The sequence below is a fragment of the Mycobacterium sp. ITM-2016-00316 genome (assembly GCF_002968335.2).
GTDB lineage: Bacteria > Actinomycetota > Actinomycetes > Mycobacteriales > Mycobacteriaceae > Mycobacterium.
Genome location: NZ_CP134398.1, coordinates 1137311 through 1149893, shown reverse-complemented (window position 1 = coordinate 1149893; position 12583 = coordinate 1137311). Strand labels below are relative to the sequence as shown.

General features: G+C 68.5%; 12 protein-coding genes. 3 read left to right on the top strand and 9 right to left on the bottom strand.

The features are described 5' to 3' along the window. The first annotated feature begins 99 nt into the window (after window positions 1–99). From C6A86_RS05535 to C6A86_RS05525, 3 genes are all read left to right on the top strand, one after another. A complete protein-coding gene (locus tag C6A86_RS05535; protein WP_105361828.1) occupies window positions 100–942 on the top strand; it encodes a dienelactone hydrolase family protein in 843 nt (280 codons plus the stop codon). A 47-nt stretch (window positions 943–989) separates the two neighbouring features. Then, window positions 990–2030, top strand: a complete 1041-nt coding sequence (locus C6A86_RS05530) for an LLM class F420-dependent oxidoreductase (protein WP_105361827.1) — start codon at window positions 990–992, stop codon at window positions 2028–2030. 168 nt (window positions 2031–2198) lie between these two features. Beyond that, the gene (locus tag C6A86_RS05525) at window positions 2199–3560 is read left to right on the top strand and encodes a DEAD/DEAH box helicase (RefSeq protein WP_105361826.1); all 1362 of its coding nucleotides are present in this window, start codon (window positions 2199–2201) and stop codon (window positions 3558–3560) included. Between the two features lie 92 nt (window positions 3561–3652). On the opposite strand, the gene C6A86_RS05520 is transcribed toward C6A86_RS05525, so the two are convergent. The 9 genes from C6A86_RS05520 to eat form a co-directional block, all read right to left on the bottom strand. After that, window positions 3653–4984, bottom strand: a complete 1332-nt coding sequence (locus C6A86_RS05520; RefSeq protein ID WP_311101049.1) for a hypothetical protein — start codon at window positions 4982–4984, stop codon at window positions 3653–3655. Window positions 4985–4989: 5 nt separating this feature from the next. Next, window positions 4990–5295, bottom strand: coding sequence for a type VII secretion target (locus C6A86_RS05515; protein ID WP_105362424.1), 306 nt, complete (start codon window positions 5293–5295; stop codon window positions 4990–4992). Window positions 5296–5343: 48 nt separating this feature from the next. Then, a complete protein-coding gene (glmM, locus tag C6A86_RS05510) occupies window positions 5344–6681 on the bottom strand; it encodes a phosphoglucosamine mutase (protein WP_105362423.1) in 1338 nt (445 codons plus the stop codon). 158 nt (window positions 6682–6839) lie between these two features. Beyond that, window positions 6840–7313: a hypothetical protein gene (locus C6A86_RS05505; protein WP_105362422.1), complete on the bottom strand. Its 474-nt coding sequence runs from the start codon at window positions 7311–7313 to the stop codon at window positions 6840–6842. A gap of 383 nt (window positions 7314–7696) precedes the next feature. Continuing rightward, a complete protein-coding gene (gene rpsI / locus C6A86_RS05500; protein ID WP_105362421.1) occupies window positions 7697–8230 on the bottom strand; it encodes a 30S ribosomal protein S9 in 534 nt (177 codons plus the stop codon). Continuing rightward, window positions 8227–8670 carry a 50S ribosomal protein L13 gene (gene rplM, locus C6A86_RS05495; protein ID WP_057167120.1) on the bottom strand — a complete coding sequence of 148 codons (444 nt, stop codon included), beginning with the start codon at window positions 8668–8670 and terminating at the stop codon, window positions 8227–8229. Before rplM ends, rpsI begins: the two co-directional genes overlap by 4 nt. 194 nt (window positions 8671–8864) lie before the next feature. Next, window positions 8865–9638: an ethanolamine ammonia-lyase subunit EutC gene (eutC, locus tag C6A86_RS05490; RefSeq protein WP_105362420.1), complete on the bottom strand. Its 774-nt coding sequence runs from the start codon at window positions 9636–9638 to the stop codon at window positions 8865–8867. A gap of 8 nt (window positions 9639–9646) precedes the next feature. Then, window positions 9647–11056 carry an ethanolamine ammonia-lyase subunit EutB gene (locus C6A86_RS05485; protein ID WP_105362419.1) on the bottom strand — a complete coding sequence of 470 codons (1410 nt, stop codon included), beginning with the start codon at window positions 11054–11056 and terminating at the stop codon, window positions 9647–9649. After that, a complete protein-coding gene (eat, locus tag C6A86_RS05480) occupies window positions 11053–12465 on the bottom strand; it encodes an ethanolamine permease (RefSeq protein WP_105362418.1) in 1413 nt (470 codons plus the stop codon). The genes C6A86_RS05485 and eat overlap by 4 nt, the downstream gene beginning before the upstream one ends. Between the last annotated feature and the right edge of the window lie 118 nt (window positions 12466–12583).

Here is a 12583-nt window from a genome sequence, read left to right as displayed (position 1 = left end):
CCCGCTTCGCGCGAAGGCACCGTGCTCATCGACACAGTCGCCGGCGCCGAACCACCCGGTCGGCGCGCCGGGCGGCCGGCGTCGACTAGGGTCCTATCCGTGGCCAAGACGAAGAAACTCTTCGCTGCTCTGACCCGGCGCGGACCGCACCGTGTCCTGCGCGGAGACCTCGCTTTCGCCGGCCAGCCCGGCGTCGTCTACACCCCCGAGTCGGGCCTGAGCCTGCCGGGCGTGGCATTCGGCCACGACTGGCTGGCCGCCGCCGACCGTTATGCGGGCACCCTGGAGCACCTGGCGTCCTGGGGCATCGTCGCGGCGGCACCCGACACCGAACGCTCGCTGGCGCCGTCGGCACTCAATCTGGCCGTCGACCTGGGCACCACCTTGGACATCATCGCCGGGGTGCGGCTGGGGCCCGGCAAGATCAGCGTGCACCCCGCCAAGCTGGGCGTCGTCGGTCACGGCTTCGGCGGATCGGCCGCGGTGTTCACCGCCGCCGGCCTGGGGTCCCAGCTGAGGGCCGCTGCGGCGCTCTATCCCGCGGTCACCAGCCCACCCGCCGAGCAGCCGGCCGCCGCGCTGACCCTGCCCGGCCTGATCCTGCGGGCGCCGGCCGACACCACGGCGCTGAAATCCAATGCCGACGCGCTGGCACGCGCCTGGCCGGGCGCGATTCTGCGCACCGTGGCCAAGGCCGAGGCCGGCGGGCTCATCGAGGGACGCCGGTTGGCCAAGGCGGTCGGCCTGCCCGGTGCCGACAAGGGCACCCAGAAGGCGACTCGCGCGCTGTTGACCGGCTATCTGTTGTACGTCCTGACCGGCGACAAGGACTACCGCGATTTCGCCGATCCGGAGGCGGTGCTGCCCAAGACGGTCGCGCCCGACCCCGAGGCCGTGCAGCCCTCGTTGGAGGACAAGGTCGTCGCGCTGCTGAAGGGCTGACCCTCTCGCAGTATCACCAACCAACCGGTTGGTGATATAACTCTTTCATGCGCACAGGAATCTTCCTCAGCTACGCGGGCGGCTTCAAACAGGCCGTCGAGCAGGTCGTCGAACTGGAAAAGGTCGGCGTCGACATCGCGCTGGTGGCCGAGGCGTATTCCTATGACGCCATCAGCCAGCTCGGGTACCTGGCCGCCAAGACCTCGACGATCGAACTCGGATCCGGCGTCGTACCGATCTATGTGCGCACCCCGACCCTGCTGGCGATGACCGCGGCCGGCCTGGACTACGTCTCCGACGGACGTTTCCGGCTCGGCATCGGCACCTCGGGCCCCCAGGTCATGGAGGGCTTCCACGGCGTCCCGTTCGACGCCCCGATGGGCCGCACCCGCGAGGTCGTCGACATCTGCCGCCAGGTCTGGCGCCGCGAGAAGGTGAACTACGAGGGCAAGCACTACCAGATCCCGCTGCCCGAGGGCCGTGGCACCGGCCTTGGCAAACCGCTGCGCCTCATCAATCACCCTGTGCGGGAGAATATCCCGATCACCATCGCGGCACTGGGGCCGAAAAACGTTGAACTGACCGCAGAAATCGCCGAGGGCTGGCAGCCGGTGTTCTTCTACCCCGAGAAGGCCGACGAAGTGTGGGGCGACGCACTGCGGGCCGGCTACGCCAAGCGCGATCCCGCCCGGGGCCCGCTGGACATCATGGTCAGCGCCAGCCTCGCGATCGGCGATGACGTCGAGGATCGGCTGGCCTGGGCCAAACCCCAACTGGCGCTGTACATCGGCGGCATGGGCGCAAAGGGCAAGAACTTCTACCACAATCTGGCCACCCGGTACGGGTTCGGTGAGGTGGCCGACCACATCCAGGAGCTGTTCCTGGCGGGCAAGAAGGACGAGGCAATCGCCGCGGTGCCCGACGAACTGGTGCGGCACGTGTCGCTGGTCGGCCCACGCGGATTTGTCAAGGAGCGCTTGGCCGCCTACAAGGAGGCCGGCGTGACGACGATGCTGGTCCATCCGCTGGCCACCGACGACGCCGAGGCCGTGCGATTCACCGAGGAATTGGTGACGCTCGCCTCATAGTTAGGGCCAAACGGGTTCCTTGGGTATCGTGGACCACAGCGGCATCGTCTGTTCTGCCTTTTGCCGCTTCGCCAGGGCCATTTCTTGAGCCCTGCTCGATCGTCACACCGAGAGCCGCGGGAACCATCCGCGCCGGGCAGGACGACCATTCCTATCCATGGAGCATTCTTGTCTACGTTTGCCGACTTCGGCCTGCCCGAAGCCGTTGTCACCACACTCACTGCCGCTGGCATCGAGTCCCCCTTCCCCATCCAGTCCGCGACACTTCCCGATTCGCTGGCCGGCCGCGATGTGCTCGGCCGCGGTCGCACCGGATCCGGCAAGACCTACGCATTCCTGCTTCCGGTCGTCGCCCGTCTGGCCGCCTCGGCCACCCCGCGGCGTTCCGGTCAGCCACGCGCGCTGATCCTGGCCCCGACCCGCGAACTGGCCACCCAGATCGACGCGTCGCTCGCACCGTTGGCCAAGGCCACCGGCCTGCGTTCGGTGACCGTCTTCGGTGGCGTCAGCGCCGGCCCGCAGATCCAGAAGCTGCGTGACGGTGTCGATATCGTCATCGCCTGCCCCGGCCGCCTGGAAGACCACGTGAAGTCCGGTCACGCCGACCTGTCCGCAGTGCAGATCACCGTGCTCGACGAGGCCGACCACATGGCCGACCTCGGCTTCCTGCCCCCGGTGAAGCGCCTGCTCGACCGCACCCCGCGCGACTGCCAGCGGCTGCTGTTCTCGGCCACCCTCGACGGCGGCGTCGACGTGCTGGTCCAGCGCTACCTGCGCAACCCGATCGTGCACAGCGTGGACTCCGAGAATTCACCGGTCTCCACACTGATCCACCACGTCCTGCACGTCGACGGCGCAGCGCGATTCGACGTGCTGGCCGACCTGGCCGCCTCACCCGGGCGCACCATCGTGTTCGCCCGCACCAAGTACGGCGCAAAAGGCCTTGCCCGCAAGCTGAATTCACGCGGTGTGTCGGCAGTCGAACTGCACGGCAACCTTTCCCAGAACGCCCGTACCCGCAACCTCGGGGCATTCTCCGATGGCTCCGCCTCGGTGCTTGTCGCCACCGATATTGCCGCGCGCGGTATCCACGTCGACGATGTCAACCTGGTGGTGCACGCCGACCCGCCGGTCGAGCACAAGGCCTACCTGCACCGGTCCGGGCGTACCGCGCGTGCCGGCAACGATGGCACCGTGGTGACCCTCATGGTCGACGACCAGGTCGCCGATGTGCGGGTGCTGACCCGCAAGGCCGGCGTCAAGCCGACCATCACCAAGTTCAGCGGCGCCTCACACCCGGTGCTGCTGGAGATCGCCCCCGGCGAGCGGTCCTTCACCGGCGGTCTCGTGATCGACACCCCGGAACCCCCGGCGCGCACCGCGCAGCAGCCCGGACGGCGCCGCAGGCCGCAGCGTGCCGGCGGCACCGGTGCGGCGGGTTCGGGCCACACCGGCGGCGGTCGCTCCAGTGGCGGTCGCGGCGGACAGCGCCGCAGCGGTTCCGGAACGGCGCGCACCGGCTCGCGCTAACAGTCCTTCGATCAAAATCGACGAAATGGTCACGCCAGACCTCTTGGCAACGACCATCTCGTCGATTTTGCGTTTCACCCGCAGTTCCTAGCTCAGGGACCGGCTTGGGGCAGCTCGTCGGCCGCGATCTCGCACGGCGTGTCGGCCGGTACCGGCTCGGCGGGCGCCGCCACCGCCGGATCGGCCAACGGCTCGGGGACCGGTGTCGGCACCACCGGTTCCGGTGGCACCGCAACGGGTGCAACGGGTTCCGCCGGCGCTTCGGCCTCCGCCTGCTCGACCGGCTCTTCGGCGGCCCCCTCTTCCGCAGGCGGTTCCGCGTCCTCCGGGTCTTCGTCGTCCTCGTCGTCCTCGTCGTCGGGGTCCCGCTCGGTCAGACCGTCCAGTTCGTCGGCCTCCGGCTCATCGTCGGCGAGGGAATCCAGTTCACCGGCGGCGCCCAGACTTTCACCGAGCCCACCATCGGAACCCAACAGTCCGCCCAGCATGTCGGCGAAGGACTGTCCGAGACCCGATAGACCCGACATGCCCGAACCGAGCGGCGACGCGCCCGACGCCATGGGTGCCGCAGCCATCGGATCGGCCACCGGCGGCGGTGGGGGCGGCGGCGGGGTGGCGGTAGCGGCCACAGGCAGCGCGGCCGGGGCAACGGTCGGCCCGACCGGGATCTGCGCGGGCGCAGCATCCGCAGGTGCCGGACCTGCAACGAAGCCGGCCGGCGCCACCGAGGCACGAGCTGCAGGCGCGGAATCTGGTTCGGCGGCAACAGGGATGGTCCCGGACAGACCGGGACGGTCGAAGACAACCGTTGCCTGCGAAGCGATGGCGGCGGCCGCATCTCGGTACGCCTGCCGGATCGCCGTCTCGGTGTCGCGCATCGTGGAAGCCCAGTCGAGGGCGATATCGTTGGCCACGAACGGCGCGACGTGCATGTCCACCATTTCACTGGCGGCGGCCCGATCCCCGGCACCGGTCGTGACGGTGCGGGCCGCGCTCAGCCACTCGGCTCTCGTCCCGCGCGCCTCGATGCCCTGGGTGCTGTCGACCTTGGCATCGATCAACTGCCACAGGTGGTTTCGCAACTCACCGAGCGCGGCCACGCTGGCGCGCAGTCCGTCGACGACGGTAGCCGCCGTTTCGGTATGGCGCACAAGGTGATCGACCGCCGCCACGGCCCCGGCGCCCCGCCACACCGCGGCCAGCGCGCGTCGGGCCTGTTCCTGCAGCACCAGTGCCGCCTCGGCCGCGGCGAGCGCTTCCGACAGCGTGCGGCGGTCGTCGTCGAGCGCTTGGAGATCCAGTCCCTCCTCAGCGGTGTAGGCGGCGTGCAGGTGTGCCGGCTCCGGCACCGAATGCCCGAGCCGGCGGCAGGCCCGCACATACTCGGTCATCACCTCGGCCGCGGGCGCTCCCGCGGCAAGCATGCCGTTCATCCGATCCGGCGGGCCGCGCGGTCATCGATCTGCGCATAATCCTCGGCGGAAACCCGGAGTTGCGCAGCGATCTCACGAGAGCTACCTGACCAGCCATGCAGTGCGCCGATCGCGTGCTCGACAGACCGGCGCACCTGGGCTCCCGCGTCGGTGTACTCCCGGCCGGCCCGCGCACCGGTGAAGGCCAGCGCACTCTGGCAGCGCTGCCACGCGCCATCCACCTGATCGGCGGCATCGTCGTAGCGGTGCGCGATATCGAGTACCGCGGCGACATCCATCCGGGCTGAATCGGTGAGTCCCATACCCAGATTGGACGCAGCGGCGCCCGGTTCGGTTCCCTCCCGGCGAAACTAGTTCTGCCGGCTGACCGATTCGGCGACCCGCACCGCGAGCTGGCGAGCGGTGTCGGCGTCGGCGGCTTCCACCATGACCCGAACCACCTGCTCGGTTCCCGAGGGGCGCAGCAGGATCCGGCCGGTGTCACCGAGCTCGGCCTCGGCCGCGGCGACCGCGGTCCGCACCGTGGCCGCCTGGGCGACGGTCGTCTTGTCCGCCACCGCGACATTGATCAATACCTGCGGCAACGTCTGCATCGGCGCACACAGCTCGGCCAGCGTCGAACCGGTGTGCGCCATCCGCGACATCAACCGCAGTCCGGTGACGATCCCGTCACCGGTGGTGCCAAAGCTCGGCAGCACGATATGGCCGGACTGCTCACCACCCAGCGAGAACTCGCCGGCCCGCAGTTCCTCGAGCACATACCGGTCGCCGACCGCGGTGGTGCGGACCTCGATACCGGCCGCCCGCATCGCCAGGTGCAGCCCCAGATTGCTCATCACGGTGGCGACCAGGGTGTCCGAGGCCAGTTCCCCGGCTTCCTGCATGGCCAGCGCCATCATCACCATGATGGCGTCCCCGTCGATGAGCTCACCGCGCGCGTCCACGGCCAGGCACCGGTCGGCGTCACCGTCGTGAGCCAGGCCCAGGTCGGCGCCATGAGCAAGCACCGCCTGCTGTAACTGCTCCATATGGGTGGAACCGCAGCCGTCGTTGATGTTGAGACCGTTGGGCTCGGCGTTCAGGGTGATGACCTCGGCACCCGCCGCCCTGTAGGCCAGCGGCGCGGCGGTATAGGCCGCGCCGTTGGCGCAGTCGACCACCACCTTGATGCCGTCCAGCCGGGCGGTGACGGCCTTGGCGACGTGGCGCAGATAGCGGTCCAGGGCGTCCTCGGCATCCACGACCCGCCCGATGCCGCCACCCAGGGGACGGACACCCGGACCAGAGGTCAACAACTCATCGATGCGGTCCTCGGTGGCGTCGTCGAGCTTGTGCCCGCCGGGGCCGAAGATCTTGATGCCGTTATCGGGCATCGGATTGTGTGACGCGGAGATCATGATGCCGAAATCGGCGTCATAGGCGCTGGTCAAGTACGCCACTGCGGGAGTGGGAAGCACTCCGACGCGCAGCGCATCGATGCCCTCACTGGTCAGCCCGGCGATGACCGCGGCCTCCAGCATCTCGCCGCTGGCGCGTGGATCGCGGCCCACCACGGCGAACCTGCGCCGGGCGCCGCCCGACGAGCCCAGCCGCCGCGCAGCGGCTGCGCCCAGAGCGAGCGCCAACTCGGCGGTCAGGTCGAGGTTGGCGACTCCGCGCACGCCGTCGGTGCCGAACAGTCGAGCCATGCCCACAAATTTCTCACACAGGACGCCCAAAGAGCCAACTGACAACCCCTGAGGCCGTCTCGGCGCCCAACCGATACCCGATCGTGCCCCGAACGGACCACCGCCCGCACCCTGTCGGGTACGGGCGGTGGGTGGTGCTGCTGTTCGACCTGATCTCGCTACCCGACGGGTGCGGGGACAGGCGTCGTGGTCGTGGTGGTGGGCTCCTCGTCGCCGGTCACGTCATCCGGTGCCGGCACCTCGGTCTCCGTCACGGGCTCCTCGGAGAAGGAAGCACCCTCTGCGGTGCCGGGCGCATCGATGACACCGGAGGTACCGTCCTCGACGGTCGCGGTGTTCTGCCGGAAGTCGACGGCGCCGATGTCGTTGTTGCACACGCTCTGCTGCGTGCCACTGGCGTCGACACTCTCGGCGACGGTGGAGATCGTGGTGGCATCGCTGTCGCAGACGCCTGCGGCGATCTGGGTGGCCGTCTCGATCGGCACACCGGTGAGGACACCGGCCGTGCCGATGGCGAGGTCCACGCGGCCGTCGCCGGGCTCGGCGTTGGCCGCTGCGGCCCCTCCGAACAGGAGAAGAGCGCTACCAAGGGCGGCACCGGCGGTTACTCGGGTCACGGTCATTTTCTTCATGTGCATCCTTTCAGTCAGCGGAGCGGTGCCGGTCCCCCACGAGCTGACTGATCTCGTACCGACGGCAGATTCTCTGCCTGGGCGCATCGTTCAGCGCCCCCGCTTCCACACCCAAGGTGGTTCACCGTTGCGTGCGGTGTCAAACCTGCCCCGCAAACATCGCTGTCAGGGCCAACATGTCGCCGGGTCCCGGGAGTTCGCTGTCAGCGATGGCTTTGCAGGCCAAAACGCCGTGATGAACAGTCATGGGCCCGGACGTGGCGACACCCGCGACCTCGTTACCCACGCCCTACCGCCGAGAGCTCAGCAAACAAGGTCACGATAAAAAGAAACCGCCGGGTGCGGATCGGAATCCACACCCGGCGGTGTCCAGACTGAACAGATCAGCGCTTGCTGTACTGCGGAGCCTTACGGGCCTTCTTGAGGCCGTACTTCTTGCGCTCGATGGCGCGCGGGTCACGCGTGAGGAAGCCGGCCTTCTTCAGGGCCGGACGGTCCTCGGGCTGCACGATGATCAGTGCACGCGCGATGGCCAGACGCAGTGCGCCGGCCTGCCCGGACGGGCCGCCGCCGTCGAGGTGGGCGTAGATGTCGAAGCTGTCCACCCGATCCACGATCACCAGCGGAGCCTTGATCAGCTGCTGGTGCACCTTGTTCGGGAAGTAGGCCTCCAGACTGCGTCCGTCGAGGTGGAACTTGCCGGTGCCGGGCACCAGACGCACTCGGACGACGGCTTCCTTGCGGCGACCGACGGTCTGGATGGGGCGGTCGATGTAGATCGGCTCGCGCGGAGCGGCTTCCTCGACTGCGGCTTCCACGACAACGCTCTCGTCGACGGTTTCGGTCGCCTCGGGCGCCTGCGCGGCGTCTTCGGTCACGTCCACCTCGACAACCTCGGTCTCGTTCACTTCGGTCATTGCGCCACCTGCTTGATCTCGAACGGAATCGGCTGCTGCGCGGCATGCGGATGCTCCGGGCCGGCGTACACCTTCAGCTTCTTCTGCACCTGGCGACTCAGCTTGTTGTGCGGCAGCATTCCGATGATGGCGTTCTCCACGACACGGGTGGGGTGCTTCTCCAGCAGCTCGCCGATGGTGCGCTTGCGCAGACCGCCCGGGTAACCCGAGTGGCTGTAAGCGAACTTGTTGGTGAGCTTGTCGCCGCTGACGGCGATCTTCTCGGCATTGATGACGATGACGAAGTCGCCACCGTCAACGTTGGGCGTGAATGTCGGCTTGTGCTTGCCGCGCAGCAGCTTTGCTGCTTCGACGGCGAGACGGCCGAGCACCACGTCTTGGGCGTCGATGACGTACCACGACCGCGTGGTGTCACCCGCCTTCGGCGTGTAAGTAGGCACAGTGCTTACCTTCTACTCTCGGGTTACGGTGCCGGTCAGGCGGACGCGCTCGGGGTTACCCGGCGACCGACGTTGACCCGGGACCCGTATGCCCGGTGGGGCAGCACACGCCAACGCAGCAGCTTACCGGCCGCCGTCACCCCAGGTCAAAACGCCCAAACCGCGGCCCGACGTGACGACGACGGCGACAAATCTCAGGAGATCTCGCGATCGACGTCACGGTCGAGGGATTCCAGGGACCGCGAGGTGTCCTTGAGGTCGACGCCGGACCGCCCGAGCGCCACCGCCCCGCCGATCAGGCCGGCGGCCACCCGTGCCGCCTCGGTGTATCCCAGCCCGTCGGGCGGGTGGATGTTGGAGATGCAGTTGCGATCGGCGTCGGTGCGGCCGGGCCGCGGCAGGTGCGTCAGGTAGATGCCGAGGCTGTCGGCGACGCTCAGACCGGGACGTTCCCCGATGATCAGCACCAGTGTGCGCACCCCCTGCGCGGCCGCGATGTGATCGCCGAGCGCCACCCGGGCCTGGGTGGCGATCACCGGCGGCGCCAGGGTGTACCGATCACCCAACCGATCCACCAGGGCCGTCAGCAGTGCGGCCCCGTGATGGCTCAGCGCGGTCGGCGACAGTCCGTCGGCCAGCACGAAGCCGATATCGGCCGGGCTGGGCGGTACGTCCATGTCATCCGAGGGCATCCGGCCCAGATCCGGGCGGCGCAGGTATTCATCGCGGGTGGTGGCCCGGCTGGTCACCAGCACCGGATCGCCGATGCCGGCCGCACGCACCGCAGCGGCGAGCGCATCGGCGTCCAACGGGATGTGGACGGCATCGCGGGCCGCGGCGTGCGCGGCCGCCAGTTCCAGGACCTCACGGGTGGGCAGCGCGGTACCGGCCCGGCCCAAACCGATCCTGGCCTGGGTGGTCTTGCGCAGTTCGGCCCAGAACTCCTGGACCGCGGGATCAGATGTCACGCCGCTCCTCAGGTGGCAGAGGTGAGCGCACGCAACGGTGAGTGCGTCAGATCGAACGGTGTCAGCCGGCCGGTCTCGTCGACCATCCCGACCTTGCGCAGCCAGTCCTCGAACTCCGGCGCCGGCCGCAGCCCCAGGGTGCGGCGGGTGGTCAGCACATCGTGGAAGGACAGGCTCTGATAGCCGAGCATCACGTCATCGGCTCCCGGAACGGTGATCACGAACGCCGCCCCGGCCGCAGCCAGCAGCGTCAGCAGGGTGTCCATATCGTTCTGGTCGGCCTCGGCGTGGTTGGTGTAGCAGACGTCGACGCCCATCGGCAGCCCGAGCAGCTTGCCGCAGAAGTGGTCTTCGAGGCCGGCCCGGATGATCTGCTTGCCGTCGTACAGGTATTCGGGGCCGATGAAGCCGACGACGGTGTTGACCAGCAGCGGGTTCAGATCACGCGCGACCGCATAGGCCCGCGTCTCCAGGGTCTGCTGATCGACCGGTTTGCCGCCGACGCCCAGGTGGGTGTGTGAGCTGAGCGCCGACCCCTGCCCGGTCTCCAGGTACATCACGTTGTCGCCGACGGTCCCCCGCCCCAGGCTCATGGCGGCCTCGCGGCCCTCCCGCAGCAGCGCGATATCCACGCCGAAGGCGGAGTTGGCGCCCTCGGTGCCGGCGATGGACTGAAACACCAGGTCGACCGGTGCGCCGCTCTCGATCAGCCCGATGGTGGTGGTGATGTGCGACAAGACGCAGGACTGCACCGGGATGTCGTAGCGGGTGCGGATGGAATCGAGCAGCACCAGCAGGTCGGCGGTGGCCTGCGGGGAATCCGTCGCCGGGTTGATGCCGATCACCGCGTCCCCGCAGCCCAGCAACAGCCCATCCAGCACGGCGGCCGCGATACCCCGCGGGTCATCGGTCGGATGGTTGGGCTGCAGCCGGGTCGCCAAGGTGCCGGGCAGCCCGACGGTGGTGCGGAACGACGCGGTGACCGTGGTGGCCGCCGCGACCGCGATGAGGTCCTGGTTGCGCATGATCTTGCTGACCGCGGCCACCATCTCGGGGGTCAGCCCCGGGGCGATGGACGCGATCCGCATGGCGCTGTCGTCATGCGAGGAGGTCTCCAGCAGCCAGTCCCGCAGGCCGCCCACCGTCAGTCCCGATATCGCCGAAAAGGCCTGGCGGTCATGGGTGTCCATGATCAGCCGGGTCACCTCGTCGGTGTCGTAGTCGACAACGTCCTGATTGAGGAAGGTGTCCAGCGGCAGGTCTGCGAGCACCCACGCGGCGGCCGCGCGTTCCGCGTCGTGTTCGGCGGCGCACCCGGCGAGTTGGTCGCCCGAGCGCAGCGGTGTGGCCTTGGCCATCACCTCCACGAGTCCGTCGAAGGCGTAGCTGACGCCCGAGACCTGCTGCCGGTAGATCACTTGAGCTCGCTCTCCGCTCTCGCGAGCATCGCGAATTCCTCATCGGGGGAATTCGACACCAGTTTGTGGCGGCTGTACACCGCGAAATAGAGCATGAACGCGGCGAACACACCCAGGCACCACCCGGCGGCGACGGGGTCGACCAGGAAGGTCGCGATGACAGCGAACACGCCGATGACGAGGGCGAAGCCGGTGGTCACGACGCCGCCCGGGGTGCGGTAGGGACGCGGCATCTCCGGTTCGCGGCGGCGCAGCACGATATGGCTGATCATCATCAGCACATAGCTCAGTGCCGCCCCGAAGACCGCCATGTTCAGCAGCATCGCGCCCTGGCCGGTCAGGGAGAGCACGAACCCGATGATCCCGGGCACCAGCAAGGCGAGGAAGGGTGCCTTGCGCGCGTTGGTCACCGACAGCGTCTTGGGCAGGTACCCGGCCCGCGACAGCGCGAACAACTGTCGCGAATAGGCGTAGATGATGGAGAAGAAGCTGGCAATCAGACCGGCGAGGCCGATGTAGTTGACGACCTTGGCGGCTGTCCCGTCGCCCAGCGCCTCCACGAGTGGGTTACCCGAGCTCGACATCGCGTCGGCTCCGCCGGCGCCGGTGGTGAGGATCAGCACGGTCGCGCAGGTGACCAGCAGCACGGCCATGCCGGCGATGATGCCGCGCGGCACGTTCCGCTCCGGGTTGGCGGTCTCCTCGGCCGCCAGCGGCACGCCTTCGATCGCGAGGAAGAACCAGATGGCGAACGGGAAGGCCGCCCAGATGCCCATGTAGCCGTTGGGCAGCCAACTGGAGGCGCCGGCGGCGGTCTCGTCGACGGCCATGTCGGTGAGATTGGCGACGTCGAAATGCCCGATGGCGGCGATCGCGAACACCAGCAGGCCGACCAGCGCGATCGCGGTGATCACGAACATCACCTTGAGCGCCTCACCCACACCCGCGAGGTGGATACCGATGAAGATCAGATACGCGGCCAGGTACACCCACCAGCCGTCGGTGATGCCGAACAGCCCCAGCGACTCGACGTAGGCCCCGATGAAGGTGGCGATGGCCGCCGGCGCGATGGCGTACTCGATGAGAATGGCTGTGCCGGTGGCGAAACCACCCCAAGGACCGAGCGCCCGCCGCGCGAAGGTGTAGCCGCCACCGGCGGCAGGCAGCGCCGAGGACAGCTCCGCCATGCCCAGCACCAGCGCCAGGTACATGCCGGCGATGATGACGGCCGCGATGGCCAGCCCGCCGAAACCACCCTCCGCGAGGCCGAAGTTCCAGCCCGAGTAATCACCGGAGATGACATAGCTGATGCCGAGACCGGCCAACAGCACCCAGCCCGCGGTGCCCGACTTGAGCTGACGCTTTTGCAGATAGTCCGCACTCTCGAGGTGTTCTTCAACACCGGCCACTTGGAACTCCTTCGTTCACAGTGCAATCAGATTCTTGTGGGGCTCTTGATATTCCGTGCGCTGGTGCGCCGGTCTGGACCCGGTCGCGAAACCGGCGTCATACGTTCACGCGTCCGGC